Source organism: Pseudomonas sp. NPDC088414, assembly GCF_044753325.1.
In the GTDB taxonomy this organism is placed as follows: Bacteria; Pseudomonadota; Gammaproteobacteria; order Pseudomonadales; family Pseudomonadaceae; genus Aquipseudomonas.
On the sequence record NZ_JBIVMY010000011.1, the window covers coordinates 67275 to 86537 of the forward strand.

The window sequence follows — 19263 nt, forward strand, 5'->3', positions numbered from 1 at the left end:
TGATGAGACCCGCGTGAGGGAGCTTGCTCTCTCACGCTTGATGAAGCGTCGAAACCTCAGCGATCCGAACGAATCAACTCGGCAAAGCCTGCATCCAGCGACAACACCGCCGCGCGATTGCGACCGGCATTTTTCGCCTGATAAAGCGCCGCGTCTGCACGCTGAATAAACACTTCCAGACTGTCATTGCCACTCGGGATGAACGAATAGCAGCCCAGACTCACCGTCAGATACCCGGTCGGTGACCCGCTGTGGGTGATGCGTTTATCCATCACGCTGCGGCGGATCTGCCCGGCAATCGCCAATACGCCATTTATATCGGTATCCGGCAGCAGCACCGCAAACTCCTCGCCACCATAACGCACCGCCAGGTCAGCCTTGCGCTGGCAGCAATTTTTCAACACCTGCGCCACCTGCGTCAGGCAATGGTCGCCCGCCACATGGCCGTAGGCATCGTTGTAGCGTTTGAAGAAATCGATATCGAGCATGATCAGGCCGACCGGACTCGACTGCCGTGCGCCGCGGGCAAACTCAATCTCCAGCGAGCGCTCGAACAGGCGCCGATTCGCCAGCCCCGTCAGGCTGTCGTGGGTCGCGATCTGCTCCAGTGCGCGCTGCGCCTTGCGCAGGTTTTTCTCGATGCGCTCGCCGTCGCGCACCTGATGAATGAACACCCAGCCGAACAGTCCGACGCCGAGAATCACCAACGCCACAATCACGCTGGACTGAAAGGCCCGCTCGTACCAACCCTTGAGAATCGTGTCGCGCGAGGACGCCGCCGCGACCACCAGCGGATACGAGCCCAACTGACGGTAGCCGTACAAACGCACCACGCCGTCGACCACCGACTTGATCATCGCGGTACCGGCTGGAGCGTCGGGTAGCAACTTCTGATAAATCCTGCCTTGCGCCAGTGACGAGCCGATCAGGCCTTCGTCGAACGGTCGCCGCGCCAGCAACGTGCCGTCCTTGAGTCCGAGAAACATGATGCCGTTGTCATCAAGGCTGAAGCTTTTGAAGAACCGGTCGAAGTACGCCATCTTGATCCCGGCCATCAGCACACCCTGGAAATTGCCGGCACGGTCGTTGATGCGTTTCGAGATCGGGATGATCCACTCGCCATTTTCGCGGCTGCGAATCGCCGGGCCGATGTGCGCCACAGTGGAAACGTTCTGCTGGTGAAACTTGAAGTATTCGCGGTCAGCCACACCATTGCCACGGGGCAGATCGGTGAACGAGGTGATCACCCACTGGCCCTCGCGATCGAACAGGAACATGCCGTGCAACTGCTCCAGTTGCTGCACCCGACGTGCAAAAGTTTTTTGCAGACGAGGTCGCTGCGCGGCACCGTAACCATCGTCTTCGACCCAATCCACCAGGCTGGTGAGCACCAGATCGGCGGCTAGAAACGTGTCTTCGGCCTGCTGCGCCATGGCCCGGGTCAGGTTGGTGGACGCCATTTGCGCAGTCGCCAGATCCTGGCGCCGTGTCTGCTCCAGTTGCAGATAGAGCAAGCCGGACAGGCACAGGCACACTGCAACGATGAACAGCGCTGCCGCCTTGCGCAGCGGCAGGCGTTTAAGCGTGCCGGGAGTCTGATGCGGATCGTGAATGGGGATTGGCAAAAACGTGTCCTGGGCAGGTACGACAGGGGCCGCAGCCCGAAACCCTTGCTTTTCGTGAGCGTAGCCCACCGGGGTGTGCACGGCAAACCCGCCGCGCCAATACACGCCCGCCCCGTTGTATCGGCGCGCGAGGGATTTGGATGACCTCCGCACGTCGATTTATTTTCAGTTGTGGTTTTACGCGTGATCGCCCTCGCGTATCTGCGCCGGGCAATCGCGCAGCGCACCGATGACGGCTATCGGGGTTTGTTGATTTCCCGCAGCAGATCCGCGACCGGCAGGTTCATGGTATTTGAGTAGTAGGGTTTGTAGCCGTACGCGGTGACGACGACTTTGCAGGGGATTTGTTGTTTACCAAGCAGAAGGGCATTCAATTCCTGTACGGAGAGATCCTCTTGCGAAGTACCGTTATTTTGGGTCTGCCGCAAAAAAGCACTCGTCATATAGTTGAATTTACCGCTTGCCTGACTGGTTTCGTCCACCTCAATCAGTCCGTAGGCCGAGTACCTGAATCGGCTAGTGATGGAAAAATTCTGATCATCACCAAGCGGACACTCAAACATCGTCGACGCTGCGCCCTTCCCCATACCTCTTCCGAACAAATCCAAAAGATTTACATCCGAGCCGTAATGAATTTTGTAAAGCAGACCAATACTTTCCCTTTCGACTGACAGAAAGTTGAGATTCGCAGGAGGCACTGTGTGATCTTTGGCACATGACGAGCACAATATGGCTAACAGAAGAACAGACAATCTTTTCATCAGCGATTGCTCTCTCGAATTGACTCGAACATCAAATCACTTGCCGATTTTCCTTCAACGACAGGTCGGGTAAACATCGCTGGAGCATTAGCGTGGTTCGTATCCATGGTGACATTAATGTCAGGCCCGCACAGCACTTGCCATTTTTCCCCGAAATCCGCCACCGAGTCGGACTGGTCTGGCCTGGAAGGCATAGCTTTTATGTTTACCCAGAAATCAGCCACCGGTGTTGGCTTATCTCCGTAGATATCGGATCCCAGCCACACCAAAGTACCTTCACCTACGGGGTCGAGCGTAACGAGCATGTTGATCCTGTAACCCCACTCCGACATTACACTGGTCAAGTGCGCGCCGTTCCATCCCCCAAGGCTGTGTCCGACAATGTAGATTGGGCAAGACTTGTAGGGAATTATGTTGAGAACATTTTTTTGGATGTCCTTCTTTCCCCGAACCTCGTTATACCCAAGCCATTGGGATTTATATTTGCCTAGTTTGGTCAGGTCCAGATTACGTTTGTCGAAACCGGTCATGGCCTGGTTCACGTTCCCGAACGGCCCCGAAAAATAATAACTTTCCTTATCCCCTGCGCCGCCAATAAAAAACACAATCGCCTTGGTACTCTCCACCGGCACAGGCTTGTCACTGACATCCTTCTTGTCCGTCAGCGCATGTTCCTTATGCAGCTTGTAATTGTTGCCTTTCGCGCACGTTACTGTTTCAGCCGCCATGCCTCACTCCTCCAGAAACAGCTTGATGGTTTCAGGCAGATGCGAGCTGACTTCGTGGGTGTATCCGTTAGCGTCAGACACCCCGTGTTCCAGACGCCCGTCTGCACGCTGGATCACGTAGGGATGATTGATCATGGGCTCACCGGTCACGTCATTGACCAGCTTCAACTTGTCCGTGAAATGCACCGGCATTGGCAGCAAACCACTAAAAGGCGCCGCTGTTACCGTGTCACCAATGATGACCGTGCCTGACCCACCAATGACCACATTGCCGTGCCCCCCGGTGCTGTCCAGGGTCGCGGCGTTCAAGCCGTTGATAAACACCGTCGAAGAAACGCCGCCAGTAATGGGGCTACCGCACGCTGATTTATCAGTCATTCGTGCAGCCGCCAAGCCGTCGAAATTCACATTCGGCGAGCCACTGGCGATCGGATTAGTGCCGTGCCCCGGGAGTGGGCAGGCGGTTGGATCGGTGACGCGGGCGGCGGGTTTTCCGCTCATGAACAGCTCCTTGCAGTGTTGCGGATCATCCTTTTGGGGCGCAAGCATGCGTGATTTTTTCGGGTGCTTCAAACCTCCAGGCAAAAAAAAGGCGCCCGCTCGGGCGCCCTTTCCTGTTCGTGAAACCGCTCGCATCAACGCGATGGCGGCACCCGAATATCCCCCGCCCGGCACTGCGTCTTCACGCCCTTACCGCACGCGCCGAACTGCAGATCCTTGCCCATGCACACCCGCACTTCCGACAGCTCCGGACCGCTGCAGATCACCGCGATGCCATCCGCCGGGATCCCGGGGTTGGCCTTGCGGAACAGGTCGGCGATTTCCTGGGCTTCGAAGTAATACGAGGAGCTGAACGGTTGCAGCTCCTGCGGAATTTTCACCGCGCCGACGGCTTTGTCCGCTTCATCCAGATAACCCATCGCCCCCAGACCGCTGCAGGTGCCGTGCTTGGACCATTCGTGATCGAGCAGCTTCTTGGTCGGGAACAGCGTCAGGCCCTTGGTGGTTTCCGCTGCCGACAGCGTGGTCAGTGGCGGGCAGGACTCCGGCCAGCCGCCATTGGCGTATTGCGGCCACAGACCATGCAACACAAAGCCGTAACCCTTGCCGGAACACTGCACGTCATCCTTGTGAGTGAGGCAAAAGGTCGGCGACCAGGACAACGTCAGCAGGTAATAATCGAACTGCCCCGCCACCGCTTCCGTTTGTACTTTGCTGGCGTTCGACTGACGCGCCGAACTCAGGCCGATGCTACCGGCCGTCAGCGCGATCAGCGCCAGAATTGTAAACAGCTTTTTCATGTACCCGCTCCTTGGGACGCCTGCGTCCGTGGTTTTCGATGCTGACCAGACTTGGCCAGCGCTGATTTCGCCATGCTTGTGTTGCAAGCGCATGACGCAAGGCAAGGCCGTACGCCGTTGAACGGTCTACGATTAACAGGCAGACATCAAACCAAGGGATCCGAAATGAGTAAAGCAGACGAACTCGCCGCCAAACTCAAGCAAACCCGGCACACCCATGCGGATGCCGCGCTGGAGATCGATTGCTGGCCGGCGCAGGTCTACGATCTGTACCACCGCATCGAGGGCTGGCTGCAACCCGTCACCGAGGTCGGCCTGAAAATCCGCCGCAATCCAACCCACGTTTGCGAAAGCTCACCCGATGGCGAAAGTCACGATTACGCGATCGACCAACTGTTGATCGAAGCCAATCAACAAACCCTGACATTTGATCCCATCGCCCGGTTTACCGAGGACGGCGCCGGCCGCGTGCAGATCACCCTGCCGGATCGCAACACCTACTTGCTGCGCACCGTCGATGAACATCACGAAAGCCATTGGTGGTTGCAGACCGTGGAAACGGGGCAGGAACTGGATGCGATTGCGCTAACGGAGAACAACTTGTTGCAGGTGGTGCAGGAAGGACTGGGCCTGTAATTTCTTCACGTTCACCGCTCAGAACAACAAAGACCCGCCACACTCAACGGCCAGACTTCCTAAAGAATTCTGGCCATTTGTCGTTACAGGACCACTCGTCATACTCGATGGAAATTTTGTTCGCATGGATGCTTCGACCGCACCAACGTTTACACAGTTTTTCAAGCGCAATTTCAAACGTGTTCTTAATTACTGGAGCCAGATCACCGTCACTCTGGGTTTTCTCGGCGCAGGGTTGGCAATCCTTGGGCTATACGTCTACACCCGGGCAATTGGTCGTACTGACCTTTTCCTGGCAGGTAGCGATGCCAAGTCAGCCCTTGCTATCTGGCTTTTACTGATCGTGCTGATCATGGTGGGCTACCTTGGCGTGCTCTCCGCCAGCGCATGGTTCTACGGCATTACCGTATCGATGTTCGAAAAAGTGCCAAAAAGGCACAAGCAGATCGCTGCCTGGTTGCTGCTTCCTTTGTGCTTTGGCTTTTGTACCTTCACTTTTCTGCTTTTCAAGTTCTCGAATACATTCAGCGCCGGAGGTTCGATGCTGTTTGTTTTTTCCTCGACCCTGCTCGCCTACCTTGCTCTTTTCCTGTTCAAACACTTCCGAAAGATTTTCAACAAAAACACCCGTCGAATGGGAGTCTGGAAGAAAAACGGGTTCCGACTCTTGATCGGTAGCATGATCGGCTTTGCCGTTCTGTGTGCGTCACTCCCCACATTGCTGATTATCTCGACCTACGTCGGCGAAGATAACGCGCAGGCGGTGGTGGTTGTCGGGTTGTTCTCCCTCGGCACACTCGTTTTCAGTCTTGTTCCGGTTTTCATTTTTTACATCAGCAAAGGTCATGTCTTCGCGCGTATCGCTTATGGCATCGCAACAGCATTGGTGCTGTTCAGCGGGTTTCTTCTTTTATCACCAGGTGCAATGCCGAGCATCACCTACGCCGCCGCAGGAAATCTGGCTATCCGTCAGCAGCCGGCACGGTTCATTCTCGACGAAAATATCAGCCTGGGAGACGTGGATAACAGAGCGTGGAGGACCAGACTCAACGAAAAGAAAAAGGTTGAAGTCACCGCATTTCCATTGCTCGCCTTCGGCGACGTTTTGCTGTTGTGCAGCAGAGATTTGCAGCGTTTGAACCTATATGACTTGCCCCGCTACACAGGCTTTTGCATCGCCACACGCAACAGCAAGGTGACCCAGAAACCATGGCATCCCGGGCTTGCGCGTGCGCTCACCTGGCAACAGCGCGCTGAGCACGTTTTGGGTTGGGAGCATTTGCGCTTAGCTGTTTTCAAACCCATTCACGCATCACCACGAGCGCTCGAATTCAAACGCTTGAATGATCAGATGACTGAACCTGCCAAAGCTGTGGTCCCCTTCTCCGCTGACTGAAGATAGGCTGGGAAATTCTGGCGACAGCAACGGCCACGTACCGCATCAGCAAACTGCATATTGCCACCGCCAAAGAACGTGGATCAGCAGCCGGATCGTGTGTTACTAAACACCTTCCCCTGCGAATCCACTCCCTCAAAAAAGTCCGGTAAATATGCACAATCAAAAAAAATCGGCGTTGCTCGGCATTTTTCTAGCCCTTTCCTGCGTCGCTCACGCTCAGGAAAGCCCTTCGCACCTCGACAGCATCCAGCAACAAGGCCAACTGCGCGTCTGCACCACCGGCGACTACAAGCCCTACACCTTCAAGCGCACCGACGGTGACTTCGAGGGCATCGACATCACCATGGCGCGCTCGCTGGCCGATAGCCTCGGGGTCAAAGTCGAGTGGGTGCAGACCACCTGGAAAACCCTGATGCCGGACATGCAGGCCGGCAAGTGCGACATCGGCATGGGCGGCATTTCAGTGACGCTGGAGCGGCAGAAAAAAGCCTTCTTCAGCAACACCCTCGACAGCGACGGCAAGATCCCGCTGGTACGCTGCGCCGACCAGTCCAAATACCAGACCGTCGAGCAGATCAACCAGCCCAACGTGCGTCTGGTCGAACCCGCCGGCGGCACCAACGAAGCCTTTGTCCACGCCTTCCTGCCCAAGGCGCAACTGGCCCTGCACGACAACGTGACGATCTTCCAGCAACTGCTCGACAACCAGGCCGACGTGATGATCACCGACGCCTCGGAAGCGCTGTATCAGCAGAAACTCAAACCGGGTTTGTGCGCGGTGAATCCGCACCAGTACATGCAGTACGGCGAGAAGGCGTACCTGCTGCCGCGCGACGACATCAGCTGGAAACTGTACGTTGATCAGTGGCTGCATTTGAGCAAAGTCACTGGTAGTTATCAGAAGGTCATTGGTGAGTGGCTGGCGCTGCCGCAGTAATCGTCCAGGCACGAACTTTGTGGCGAGGGAGCTTGCTCCCGCTGGACTGCGCAGCAGTCCGCTGTTTTAAAAGCGGGGGTTGCTTCGCAACCCATCGGGGATAAATCCCCTCGCCACAGGTTCAGGTTCTATTTCTATCAGTCGTCGTGCAACATCCCGGAACTGTACTGATTCAAACTGCTGCCAATACTGTTGCCACCAAACTTGAGGGTCGTCGCATTACTGCGCCCCTCCGGCGACTGACAATCCGCAGAAAAACAACTGGTGGTGGTCAGCCCACCGGAGCCCGAACAGGCACTCAATACCGAGACAGCTGCAGCAATCAACAGCACTTTGACGACATTGGCGCGCATGGTACGGCTCCCCTTGGGATGATCTTGTGCAAGCATCCTAGGCCTTCGCCGCACTCGGCAAGATGAAACTTTGCTGATCGACAGCGCGGGTTCAGGTTCATATCAAACCGCCCGCCACGCCTCCAGCGGAATCTGCGCCATCGCCTCAAACGCCGGTTTGGCGAACCAGAAACCCTGCATCAGATAAATCCCGCAATCGGCCAGAAAGTCCCGTTCCTCCGGGTGCTCGATGCCCTCGGCAATCACCTCGATCCCCAGTTCGGTACACATGCCCACCACACCCCGCACAATCGCCTGACGCACACGGTCGCGGTGGATATCGCGAATCAACGCCATGTCCAGTTTGATCAGATCCGGCTGAAAGTCCGCCAGCAGATTCAACCCGGAATACCCCGCACCGAAGTCATCAATAGCAGTCTTGAAACCAAACTCGCGGTACTCGCGCAAGATGTTCATCAAGTGCTTGTTGCTTTCAACGTGCTCGCCCTCGACCGCTTCGAAAATCAGCCGATCCAGCGGAAACGCATGCGCGCGCGCCGCCTCCAGCGTGCTGCGAATGCACAGGTCCGGACGATAAACCGCGTTGGGCAGGAAGTTGATCGAGAGAAACCCGGTGAGCCCCAACTGCGCTGCCGTAGAGATCGCCCGCACGCGGCACAGTTGATCGAAGCGATAGCGATTCTGGTCATCGACCTGTTCCAGCACCGACAGCGCACCCTCGCCATGCACCCCACGGACCAACGCCTCGTGGGCGAAGGTCGATTGATCACGTACATCGACAATCGGCTGGAAAGCAAAGGAGAACGCCAGATCGGCCTCGCCTTTTTGTCGGCACCCTTGGCACCCGCCGCCGGGCTGGGGGAAAACGGGAATATGAGTCATGAAGCCCCCTGAGAGCGGGTTGAAACCTTCCGTGGTGCAGAAATTAACGGTAAGAAAAGCGGTAGCCATCACTTGATGGCACCGCATATTACAGGCTGACCGGCGCGGTCAGCCCAAGTTCATTGCGAAATGCCATCAGGTGTAAAAATGCAGCGTCGCTTCTCACGTAGGGCCGGGTTTTACGCCTTGAGCTCGACGTTATCCAACGCCTGATTCACCGCCAACTCCCCCAACATCACCACCTGCGCAATGCCCAGCAGCGTCTTGCGGTGCGAGACATCCAGCAACGCGGCGAAGTCGTTGAGCATGGTCGTGGCGGAACCCAGGGATTCACTGGCGTTGGCGAGCAAGGATTCGGTGTCGTAGGCCGGGTTGGCGAGGAACATCGGTTTGGATTGATCGCCGCTGGCCATGATCTGGCTGGCCGGGGTGAGGTAGTGATCGAGGGCGCGCTCGGCGGCTTCGTGGAGTTTGCGGGAATCGAGGGATTCGTAGGGGGATGCGGGGTTGGATTCGGGTGGGTTGGGCGTTACTTTGAACATAGATGGAGCCTCTAGCGCGAATACTAAAAGGAGCCATCACCCTCGCTACCAAACGATAGGTGGCGGCCATACGCGGGTTGGTAGACCGGTCGCACTAGAACCCGGCGCCCACGAATGAGCCCCACGCATGACCACCATGAAATCGGAGTCCTGGGAGGGACTGCACACGGTGACGCCATGAGTCTAGAAACGAAGCGGGCTACCAAACCCGATCACTGGTTTTTAGTGACACAGGGACGATAGAACCCGCGAGCTAGACGCACAAGCCGGCGGATTCTGTCTTAGGTGTAGGGGATGGCGCAAGGTGGTGTAGGGCTAAGGTAGTGCAGATAATCACAGTTTAAACAGCACGCATCTAAGACGTTTAAATTGATGGCGTTGTCCCCAAGCACGGTTCCAGGCAAGTCTGATAAAGTCGGCACCGGTTCATTTGTTGACAGGTCAGGATGAAGAGCTGGAGGTTTTTTTGACATGGAACGTTCGATGACGGATAAGGAACTCGCTTACGTCTATTGGGCGCTGTCTGACGCTTTTGTTGATACAGAAGTTGATTACGAAGCTATTGCGCGTCAGACTGAAGATTACGATCCTGACGAAATTAAGAGGATTCTCTATCATGAGGTAGCACCTGTCTGTCATACGAACCTTGAGACGGTGATTCCAATGATATGGTCAGCATTCAATTTAGAAAACTTGAAAGCTGACATAGAGGAGATGCTAAGAATGCGAGAAAGGAGTTACTTCCATCGTCAAAGAGACAAACTATTAATACGTTGGCTCGAATTCAGATATAGCTATATCTGGAAAAAAATTCAAAAACATTACAGAAATAAAACATCTTGATCGAAAAGAATATTGCGAAATTAGCAGACTATAGGGTAGCTAGCGGCGCTGAGTTTGGAGCGAAAAAAGGGGGGCAGATTCATTTACTGCCAAGCACACCGCCCGCCTAAATAAATCCTTCGACTTTTTTACACCATTCTACAACTAGACAAACTAATGAAAAACGACTGAGATAAAGAAAAATATTACTCCTCAACAGCACCGTAAAGCCGACAGCAAACTCCCAGCCATACTCGTTATTTTTCCCCACCCATCAACCAATTCAACCTTATATATAAAGCCATGAAGTGCTGCCGCCGAGACAGCAGGAATCCATACTAAACACCTCAACGCAACCAAAGACCGACCCAACATCTTTTCATTGCGGGCAAGCCCTCGAACCGCTGAACGCAAATACTCTTTCAAATCATCCGGATAAATTTCAATCTTTTTTTCATGAGCAGAAAAAAGCAGCCTTCGAGAGTGCGAAATTCGATTATATTGCAATTTCTGGGCAGCAATCGTTTCAGCCATTATAAAAGAAGTAATAGCAACTCCCAAGACCAGTATCGCGCTTTCAAAACCATTTTCAGCCTTTGCAATAGCGACTAGCACGACGAGAGAAATCGGTATACTTAAGATCTTTCCACTTATATCACTTATTAGTTTTGACAATTGATCAGCAATACTTAACTCAGCCGTACCAACCTCTTGTTTAGCTTTATGAAAAGAGAAGCCACTAAGATAAGTATCCAAGTTATTATTATACAACCGCAAGAACTCTTTCCAATTTACCACTAAAAGCTTAAATCTTTCTCTAGAATCACTAACCTCAGCAAAAAACTCCACTAATGAAGCTCTAAAAATCGATCTCTCCTTGACTATATGCGGATTTTTTTCGAAGTTAGACTCTAGCAGAGCCCCCAGCAACAAAGAGCTGACATTATACTGCAAGAGTTCAAGATCAATATTTGGCTGCAGCGCTATCGTCTTCGCTCCCCTGACACCATCTTCCTCAACGAAGATCAACCTATACTCTTCACCTCTAAGTTTTTCGTCATGGTAATGTGCGAGATCCGCCAAACAGACGATTAGATCACAGAGCGACTTTAAATTATCTAAACGAGGATCAGAAACTGCATCCCCTTGCGAACATATATCTTCATCAATCAGATACAGCTCTTTAGGTACAACCCCTCGAACAATAGCCTTACACTCAATCAACAACTGCTGAAAATTCTTGTAAACTCCTATTTCCCCCCCACCTAACTTGTAAACAAATTCAAACGTTGACCATTTATCTGGAACTTCAAAATCAACCGATTGAATCTCTTTACCATCTACAAGAATTTCATCAAATCGACCGACCTGCGATGCGCGCAACGTCGCAATCGCAGGCGCTAGCTCTTGACTGTAGCTATCCGCGCGAAAACTGAACGAGCTCCTCGTTTGCAACTTCGGTCTACCCAAGAGACGATAGGCTGTCGCAAACAGAACAGAGGAAGTCATATTACTTCTCTACCCTTTCATCTTTCTTTTCATCTATAGCAGCGCGTATCACCGCAATCGCATCATCCGACAAATTATTTAGTATCAATTTACGATCCTTTTCAACAAAGAGAATCTCCGAATTAATGTCTTCACCTAACGCATCGCGATCAAATTTTAACTGCCAATTATCAGACTTGTATTGAACATGAGTATACTTCTGCAATGTTGCCTTACTCAGTGGAAACTCAACAGGCACACCTACCGCCTCGCTATTAAGGTGAGCGATAAACTCGCCGGCCAAATCATCCGCCTGCCCCTCATAAGTGGCAGGAAAAAATCCTCTTGCAATGGCTTCCACTTCACTTAGCTTTACCGAGTCTCCAGATATACGCTTGCTTTCTAAATAATGCAGAACCTGATCCTTCATCGCTAGCCTAAGTGGATACAGATCCGGCCGCTCTCTAAAAAACTGAGTACTTTCCATTATCAGATTTTTTGTCGCCTGCGAAGATGCACTACCAACCATGCACCCTAAAGAATTTACAAAATAGCCTGCAGCCGTCCTGCCAGAAGTTTGGCTAAGGAAGCTCAAATAATTTAGCTCTAGACGGCCCTCTTCATCCGCCACCAAAAACTGCTCGTACCTATCAAAATTTACTCGCGCGGCCTGATATAGACTATTCAAATCCAACTCAATCAATTCTTCAGGAATTAATTTATCATTCAACCTAAGACCATCGCGCTTCTTGAGCATTGCGATTAAAATAAAACGCCCTTGGGGATTATAGTAATCAACGAATAGAATATATCCACCCGAAGCAGCAGGCAAAGGCTTCGCGCTTGCATAAAGTTCCGCCATTGCCGACTGGGTCAACTCAATAAACGACTTCTCTACAAGTTTAGGCTGTGAAAAATATGCATGAAAATCATTTGGAAAGTCGCTTGCAGTTTTTTTTGCAAACGTCCCATAGTGAGAATTGTTATTTTTCTTTCCATATATCCCTACCGCACCTTCAATTAATTTTGAAACAGCAGGAATTTTTAGATCGTAAACAACATCTCGAATATTGGAATTGAGAATATCCTTGTATTGTTCCTTTACCAGTTCATGAACTATCGCAAAATTGACCTTAGTTTCCATGCTAGCTCCTTGCAAGTTAAGTGATGACGCCATCAAAATGATGTCATCATACGAGCGATGGCGCATTGTGCAAAGGTCATCTATTGCGGGTTGACTCCAGGCGCTTATCATCACGTCCATCCAGCCAAGGCTAGCTCCGTCCGATGGAGTGGCAAATTCGCCTATAGATTTAACTGTATGCATACACAGTTAAAATTACAAGATCGACTCGACGAACGCGCTATATCGTCGTTCGCTTCCACCAGCCTCCAAACCCGTCCGCCCTCCATTCCTGATAAACTCCCCAACCTCCCAGCCCCACCCAATCCAGAACCGCCATGTCCCCTATCACCGCCACACCCGCCCCACTCTCCCGCCGCTTCTCCGTCGCCCCGATGATGGACTGGACCGACCGCCATTGCCGTTTCTTCCTACGCCTCCTGTCGAAGAACGCCCTGCTCTACACCGAAATGGTCACTACCGGCGCCCTCCTCAACGGCGATCACGAACGTTTCCTCCGTCACAACGAAGCCGAGCATCCGCTGGCGCTGCAGTTGGGTGGCAGCGTCCCGCTGGATCTGGCCGCTTGCGCGCGCATGGCGCAGGAGCATGGTTACGACGAGGTGAATCTGAATGTTGGCTGCCCGAGTGATCGGGTGCAGAACAATATGATCGGTGCGTGCCTGATGGGGCATCCGCAGTTGGTGGCGGATTGTGTGAAGGCGATGCGCGATGCGGTGTCGATTCCGGTGACGGTGAAGCATCGGATCGGGATCAATGGGCGGGACAGTTACGCCGAGTTGTGTGATTTCGTCGGGACGGTGCGGGATGCCGGGTGTACCAGTTTTACCGTGCATGCGCGGATTGCGATTCTGGAGGGCTTGTCGCCGAAGGAGAATCGCGACATTCCGCCGTTGCGGTATGACGTGGCGGCGCAGTTGAAGGCGGATTTTCCGGAGCTGGAGATTGTGCTGAACGGCGGGATCAAGACGATGGAGGCCTGCCACGAGCATTTGCAGACCTTTGACGGTGTGATGCTCGGGCGTGAGGCTTATCACAATCCGTATTTGCTGGCGGAGGTCGATCAGCAGTTGTTCGGCAGCAGCGCACCGGTGATCAGCCGGGCCGAGGCGCTGGCGCAGTTGCGGCCATATATTGCCGAGCATCTGCAAGCGGGCGGTGCGATGCATCACATCACCCGGCACGTGCTGGGGCTGGGCACCGGGTTCCCGGGTGCGCGTAAATTCCGCCAGTTGTTGTCGGTGGATATTCACAAGGCCAAGGATCCGCTGGCGTTGCTGGATCAGGCTGGCGAGTTGCTGCAAGGGCGTTGATGCCCTCCTTCCGTAAAACGCGCCAGGCGGGTAGATCCGCCTGGCGTGCGCATCACCCCGCCGCGGCTTCCGTCCAGTTCACCCAGCCAAACACCCACGTCGCCAGAATCAACAAGCCAAACGCGATCCGATACCAGGCGAACGCCGCATAGCTGTGGTTGGCGATGAATTTGAGCAGGCCGCGTACGGCGATCATGGCGAAGATGAAGGCGATGACGAAACCGAGGGCGAACACTGGCAGGTCGCTGGCCTGGAACAGGTCGCGGTATTTGTAGCCGGAGTACACCGCGGCGCCGACCATGGTCGGCATGGCGAGGAAGAACGAGAACTCTGTGGCGGCTTTCCGGGACAAGCCGAACAATAAACCGCCGATGATGGTCGAGCCGGAGCGCGACGTGCCGGGAATCATTGCCAGGCATTGCACGAAACCGATTTTCAACGCGTCTGACCAGCGCATGTCGTCGACGTGATCGACGCTCACCACATGGCTGCGCTGTTCGGCCCACAACATGACGATGCCGCCCACTACCAAGGCCATGGCTACGGTGATCGGGTTAAACAGGTATTGGTGGATTTTGTCAGCGAACAGTACGCCGAGGACCACCGCCGGAAGGAACGCGATCAGCAGGTTGAGGGTGAAACGTTGCGCATTGCGCTGGGTGGGAAGGCCTTTGACGATGTCGAAGATCTTCGGGCGAAACTCCCAGACCACGGCCAGGATCGCGCCCAGCTGAATAATGATGTTGAACGCCATCGCGCGTTCGCCGCCGAAGTCCAGCAGGTCGGCGACGATGATCTGGTGGCCGGTACTGGAGATCGGCAAGAACTCGGTCAGGCCTTCTACCGCGCCCAATATCAACACCTGGATAAAGGTCCAGAAATCCATTAATCCTCCGTCAGAGCGCTCTTGATGAGCGACCGGTCAACTGCATTCAGGAATTGAGTATCTGAAGTTAAACAATCGGTATAACGCGACACCCATTGCCTGATCAGGCGACGGAGAATATGTCTTATCAAAAGACACACTCAAGCCATGTTAATAATCGTCCGCCTACGAACCACTCGGAAAATATTTAGGCATTTAGATAGGAAAAAGTTCGACCAGCCAATAAAGTGTGATCAAGCTCACACTATCCCGCGATCGTGGACAGTGGCAATTGGACATGAATAAAGCCATCGCCATAGATTCAAAATAGTGGCACAATTCCACATTGCCACCATCTAACGACTAGTTCACGGTCTCGAGAAAATCAACTAAAAGCTTGAAATGCTTAATTATTGTTAGAAAACTCGGGAGCCACGTCTAAAAATCGCGTGAATGTTACCAATTGTCAGTCACAGATGAGAACCGGTGCTTTAACATCCCGATGTCAGCACCTAATTCGAGTCAAAGCATGATGCTCTCAGGGAACTTGGCGACTAGAAGTCCGCGCCCGACAAACGACGTACCCGGTGTTCTTACTCTGGGTCGTACCCGTGGCGTGGCTGAACATTTCAGGGCGCTGATCGCAAAGCACGTACGCACTGATATGGCACTCGAGGCCGGTTCGTACACTAGTTCCTATAACAATGAACTTTCTGGTTCGTATCGAGCCATCTTCATCGTTATCGACAGTCCGCAAGCGCTGGAAGACAATCTTGCGTTGATCGAGAACCTGCGTAACGAAAACTTGAAGCCGATCATTTGCGCGGTCATTACCGGTCGCGGCGCCTTCAACAAGATCAAGTACTTCCTGGCCGGTGCCGACTTCTGTATCAAGCTCAATACCCTTTCCGACGAGGGCGACGAGTTGCTCGGTGAGTTCTTCAATAGCGAAGAATGGCAGCGGGATATCAATCTGACGCTCGACCCGACGCGCATCTGCCTGCAGGGCGGCCCCCACCAGAAACTCGACATCTCGTTCGCCGAAATGAAGATTCTGGAAGCCTTTGCGCAGACCAGCAATCACATTCTCAGCCATGATGAAATCGCCGGCATCATGGGGCTCAATACCAATTTCTACGACCCGAGGGCGCTGGAAAAATCCATCAGCCGCTTGCGTGGAAAAATCAAGGACATGTATGGTACCAACGCGATTCAGAGCATCCGCGGCTACGGCTATCGCCTGATGCGGGGTCTGATTTCGACTGCCTGACTCTCGGGCAGCCATTCTCTTTGCATAATCACGAAGGATCGTCATATGCAACCATACAGCTCAAGTTGTACTTCAAATCTACTAATAATCAAGCCATTGAATGAGCGCGGCTACACCGAACCATAACAATAAACTTAACAACATAGCAGCAGAACGAGTGGAACTTATCGAGGGCCATTTTGGGCCCAGACCCTGCCTGTCGATTACTTCCGAGGAAGTCATTGCTCGCCTGCCGATTTACCTTTTCGCCCATTTTGGTGCACATTTTAGGAGAGAGACATGGAAACTAGTACAACCCTCCCAAGAAAATATTTTGTCGTCGTGACCAACAGTACAACGTCGCAGCGTGAGCTTGAGAGCATTCTGTCCAGCGAGCGCTTCAATTCGTTTGGCACGTCTCAGGCACAAATGTTTATTGAAGGTGCTACTTCGCCCTCTTCCGCTCCCATGCTGATGGAGTTCACTTACCCAAGGGGCACCCGGAAAAATGTTGCCCGCACGATTGAACACGACACCCAGCGCATATTGGCCACCCTCGAATCGGAATGGCTCGCAGCACAATCGGCCAATCCGTTTCAAAGTGCAGAGAGCGACAACCGCACTGCCGCCATCGAAGACGCCGCCACTTGCAACGAAACCTGGCATCTGGACAACGATCAAGGCGCACTGGTCAAGGAAGGCGTCGAGATCAGCCTTACCGGACTGGAAACCGCGCTGGTGCGCAAAATGCTCCATCACGAAGAACGCGTGGTCAGTCGAGATGACCTGATCCTCAGCATCGGCCGCGAGCCGGAGCAATATCGTGGCCTGGAAATGTGCCTGAGTCGCCTGCAGGACAAGTTCAAAAACGCGAGTAATGGTGAGCGATTATTCCGTGCCGTAAGAAACCGCGGTTATTGCCTCATTCAGGAAATCGTTGCGTAAATACCGCCGATATCCGCGAACAAGACAAACAGATACAGTGCGATTACAAAAACAACAAGAGCACTCTGTTTGGTTTCACCTCTCCTGGTAAATTCAAGCTCCCTGCCTCCACCCCTCCTACAGTAACAAACACAACATAATTTATTCACCCCCTGCTCTGCGACCTTTTCTAACACCCTTGTATTTGATTATTAAAAAGTTGGCACTATGCCATCTTGTTAGAACTCGTCAGACACCCTCTCCGGCAATAACTTAGTCTATTGATTGACGACAGTTCGGCCTATCGACGTTGTTACCTCAGGACACTCGTCCAATAACAACAACAAGCCTATCTAGCAACTCGGACTTCAACTGTCGAAACCTGAATGGACGTATTTCTGGGGATATCTCATGGAACTTTCTCTACGGATCAATCGAAATAACGGCCTCAAGGGACTTACCTTCTGGGGCCAATGGGCATTGGCGCAGGCTTTCATTGTTGCGTTGTTATTCATACTGGCTGAACGGCACACAGGCACCGTCGAGTTCTATTACCGCATGTGCGCGACACTGGCGGTATTGGCCTCGGTGCCGGCGTATACGTTCAGCGGCGTGTATCGCAAGCAGGACAATTACCTGACGGGGCTGGGACGTCTGTTCATGGGCTGGTCGATGACCATGGTCGCGCTGGCCGGCATCGCGTTCGTGTGCAATGCCGACGAGGTGTTCTCCCGCGAGGTGACGCTGAGCTGGGCGGTCTACGGCTTCCTCGGCCAGGCATTGATGTACGCGCCGCTGCATGCCTTTTCCAAGTATTACCAGCGTTCCCGCACCAGCGCGCAGAAGACCCTGATCGTCGGCACTGGCGAGCTGGCTCTGGGTCTGGCGAAGAAGATCAGCCAGGTGGAAAACCTGCCGCTGGTAGGTTTGGTCAGCAACGGCGCGACACCACAACTGAATGCGGATGCACCGCGTGTGGTCGGTGATCAGGAAGATTTGCTGGAGCTGATCAAGGACCATGACATCCGCCGTTTGTACATCACCCTGCCGCTGGCCGAGGCTGCGAAAATCGAAGCGATGTACGTCGATTTGCTCGGCGCCAACGTCGATGTGGTCTGGGTGCCGGACTTGAACAGTCTGACCCTGCTCAACCATTCGGTGAAGGTCGTGGACGGTTTGCCGGCGATCTGCCTCAACGAAAGTCCGCTGACCAGCCGCCCTACCGCTGCGCTGAGCAAGAGTCTGGTGGAAAAAGGCGTGGCGCTGCTGGCGATCATCCTGTTGAGTCCGGTGCTGCTGTTTATTGCATTGGCGGTGAAGATCAACTCGCCGGGCCCGGTGTTCTTCAAGCAGGATCGCCACGGCTGGAACGGCAAGGTGATTCAGGTCTGGAAATTCCGCTCGATGCGTGTGCACGATGATCGTGAAGTGATTCAGGCCAGCCGTAATGATTCGCGTATTACCGCGGTCGGGCGTTTCATCCGTCGCACCTCGCTGGATGAATTGCCGCAGTTGTTCAACGTGCTGCAGGGGCAGATGGCCCTGGTCGGTCCGCGTCCGCACGCGGTGGCGCACAACCACTACTACTCGGGGAAAATCCTCGCGTACATGGCCCGTCACCGAATCAAACCGGGGATCACCGGGCTGGCGCAAATCAGCGGCTGCCGTGGCGAGACCGACACCATCGACAAGATGCAGCGTCGGGTGGAGATGGACCTGCATTACATCAACAACTGGTCGCTGTGGCTGGATCTGAAGATCCTGGTGAAGACGCCGTTTACGTTGTTGTCGAAAGATATTTATTGATGGACTGGTAACAAGCCGGGCGATACCGCAAGGGGACGAAAGTCCCCTTTTTTGTGGGCGGGATTCGGGCAGTGGGTCAGGCGGTTGCGAGGGTGGCAGTGCCGACGCCTTCGCGAGCAGGCTCGCTCCCACAGGGATTGGGGTGTGGATCAAGATATTTGCTTCACCCTCGAACCACTGTGGGAGCGTGGCTTGCCCGCGAAGGCGGTGGGTCAGGCAGCACAGATGTTGAATGGGCCGGCGCCTTCGCGAGCAAGCTCGCTCCCACAGGGATTGGGGTGCGGATCAAGATATTTGCTTCACCCTCGAACCACTGTGGGAGCGTGGCTTGCCCGCGAAAGCGGTGGGTCAGGCAGCGCAAATGTTGAATGTGCCGGCGCCTTCGCGAGCAAGCTCGCTCCCACAGGGATTGGGGTGTGGATCAAGATATTTGCTTCACCCTCGAACCACTGTGGGAGCGTGGCTTGCCCGCGAAAGCGGTGGGTCAG

19 protein-coding genes are annotated in these 19263 nt (G+C 53.8%); 8 read left to right on the forward strand and 11 right to left on the reverse strand.

The window, feature by feature from the left end; translation table 11 throughout:
• Window positions 1-56: 56 nt before the first annotated feature.
• The 5 genes from ACIP8I_RS12675 to ACIP8I_RS12695 all read right to left on the reverse strand — a co-directional run bounded on the left by ACIP8I_RS12675 (window position 57) and on the right by ACIP8I_RS12695 (window position 4415).
• Window positions 57-1625: a diguanylate cyclase gene (locus tag ACIP8I_RS12675; protein WP_400761459.1), complete on the reverse strand. Its 1569-nt coding sequence runs from the start codon at window positions 1623-1625 to the stop codon at window positions 57-59.
• Window positions 1626-1861: 236 nt separating this feature from the next.
• Window positions 1862-2386 (reverse strand): hypothetical protein, encoded by a 525-nt coding sequence (locus tag ACIP8I_RS12680; protein ID WP_400761461.1) that lies wholly within the window; start codon window positions 2384-2386, stop codon window positions 1862-1864.
• Window positions 2386-3114 (reverse strand): alpha/beta hydrolase, encoded by a 729-nt coding sequence (locus tag ACIP8I_RS12685; RefSeq protein WP_400761464.1) that lies wholly within the window; start codon window positions 3112-3114, stop codon window positions 2386-2388. Before ACIP8I_RS12685 ends, ACIP8I_RS12680 begins: the two co-directional genes overlap by 1 nt.
• A gap of 3 nt (window positions 3115-3117) precedes the next feature.
• Entirely contained in the window at window positions 3118-3615 is a 498-nt protein-coding gene (locus tag ACIP8I_RS12690) for a PAAR domain-containing protein (RefSeq protein WP_202370432.1), read from the reverse strand.
• Window positions 3616-3749: 134 nt separating this feature from the next.
• Window positions 3750-4415, reverse strand: coding sequence for a ribonuclease T2 (locus ACIP8I_RS12695; protein WP_007969574.1), 666 nt, complete (start codon window positions 4413-4415; stop codon window positions 3750-3752).
• A 165-nt stretch (window positions 4416-4580) separates the two neighbouring features.
• Between ACIP8I_RS12695 and ACIP8I_RS12700 the strand changes: the two genes are divergently transcribed.
• From ACIP8I_RS12700 to ACIP8I_RS12710, 3 genes are all read left to right on the forward strand, one after another.
• The gene (locus tag ACIP8I_RS12700; RefSeq protein ID WP_400761466.1) at window positions 4581-5051 is read left to right on the forward strand and encodes a hypothetical protein; all 471 of its coding nucleotides are present in this window, start codon (window positions 4581-4583) and stop codon (window positions 5049-5051) included.
• A 124-nt stretch (window positions 5052-5175) separates the two neighbouring features.
• Window positions 5176-6447: a hypothetical protein gene (locus ACIP8I_RS12705; RefSeq protein ID WP_400761468.1), complete on the forward strand. Its 1272-nt coding sequence runs from the start codon at window positions 5176-5178 to the stop codon at window positions 6445-6447.
• Window positions 6448-6601: 154 nt separating this feature from the next.
• Window positions 6602-7387, forward strand: coding sequence for a transporter substrate-binding domain-containing protein (locus tag ACIP8I_RS12710; RefSeq protein ID WP_400761470.1), 786 nt, complete (start codon window positions 6602-6604; stop codon window positions 7385-7387).
• 137 nt (window positions 7388-7524) lie between these two features.
• On the opposite strand, the gene ACIP8I_RS12715 is transcribed toward ACIP8I_RS12710, so the two are convergent.
• The 3 genes from ACIP8I_RS12715 to ACIP8I_RS12725 form a co-directional block, all read right to left on the reverse strand.
• Window positions 7525-7740 carry a hypothetical protein gene (locus tag ACIP8I_RS12715; protein WP_400761471.1) on the reverse strand — a complete coding sequence of 72 codons (216 nt, stop codon included), beginning with the start codon at window positions 7738-7740 and terminating at the stop codon, window positions 7525-7527.
• 102 nt (window positions 7741-7842) lie between these two features.
• On the reverse strand, window positions 7843-8622 hold the full coding sequence (locus ACIP8I_RS12720) for an EAL domain-containing protein (protein WP_007969582.1): 780 nt from the start codon (window positions 8620-8622) through the stop codon (window positions 7843-7845).
• Between the two features lie 179 nt (window positions 8623-8801).
• Window positions 8802-9164: a DUF6124 family protein gene (locus tag ACIP8I_RS12725; RefSeq protein ID WP_400761473.1), complete on the reverse strand. Its 363-nt coding sequence runs from the start codon at window positions 9162-9164 to the stop codon at window positions 8802-8804.
• A 471-nt stretch (window positions 9165-9635) separates the two neighbouring features.
• On the opposite strand from ACIP8I_RS12725, the gene ACIP8I_RS12730 reads away from it, so the two are divergent.
• The gene (locus tag ACIP8I_RS12730) at window positions 9636-10007 is read left to right on the forward strand and encodes a hypothetical protein (protein WP_400761475.1); all 372 of its coding nucleotides are present in this window, start codon (window positions 9636-9638) and stop codon (window positions 10005-10007) included.
• A 192-nt stretch (window positions 10008-10199) separates the two neighbouring features.
• Here ACIP8I_RS12730 and ACIP8I_RS12735 read toward each other — a convergent pair whose 3' ends face one another.
• Entirely contained in the window at window positions 10200-11495 is a 1296-nt protein-coding gene (locus ACIP8I_RS12735; protein ID WP_400761478.1) for a hypothetical protein, read from the reverse strand.
• 1 nt (window position 11496) lies between these two features.
• Entirely contained in the window at window positions 11497-12618 is a 1122-nt protein-coding gene (locus ACIP8I_RS12740; protein ID WP_400761481.1) for a nucleoid-associated protein, read from the reverse strand.
• A 317-nt stretch (window positions 12619-12935) separates the two neighbouring features.
• On the opposite strand from ACIP8I_RS12740, the gene dusA reads away from it, so the two are divergent.
• Entirely contained in the window at window positions 12936-13931 is a 996-nt protein-coding gene (gene dusA / locus ACIP8I_RS12745; protein ID WP_003226510.1) for a tRNA dihydrouridine(20/20a) synthase DusA, read from the forward strand.
• A 52-nt stretch (window positions 13932-13983) separates the two neighbouring features.
• On the opposite strand, the gene ACIP8I_RS12750 is transcribed toward dusA, so the two are convergent.
• The gene (locus ACIP8I_RS12750) at window positions 13984-14817 is read right to left on the reverse strand and encodes an undecaprenyl-diphosphate phosphatase (RefSeq protein ID WP_123588482.1); all 834 of its coding nucleotides are present in this window, start codon (window positions 14815-14817) and stop codon (window positions 13984-13986) included.
• A gap of 508 nt (window positions 14818-15325) precedes the next feature.
• Between ACIP8I_RS12750 and ACIP8I_RS12755 the strand changes: the two genes are divergently transcribed.
• The 3 genes from ACIP8I_RS12755 (at window position 15326) to ACIP8I_RS12765 (ending at window position 18775) form a co-directional block, all read left to right on the forward strand.
• A complete protein-coding gene (locus ACIP8I_RS12755) occupies window positions 15326-16066 on the forward strand; it encodes a winged helix-turn-helix domain-containing protein (RefSeq protein WP_007969589.1) in 741 nt (246 codons plus the stop codon).
• 279 nt (window positions 16067-16345) lie between these two features.
• Window positions 16346-16990: a helix-turn-helix domain-containing protein gene (locus ACIP8I_RS12760; RefSeq protein ID WP_007969590.1), complete on the forward strand. Its 645-nt coding sequence runs from the start codon at window positions 16346-16348 to the stop codon at window positions 16988-16990.
• Window positions 16991-17380: 390 nt separating this feature from the next.
• Window positions 17381-18775, forward strand: coding sequence for an undecaprenyl-phosphate glucose phosphotransferase (locus ACIP8I_RS12765; RefSeq protein ID WP_400761483.1), 1395 nt, complete (start codon window positions 17381-17383; stop codon window positions 18773-18775).
• Window positions 18776-19263: the final 488 nt, after the last annotated feature.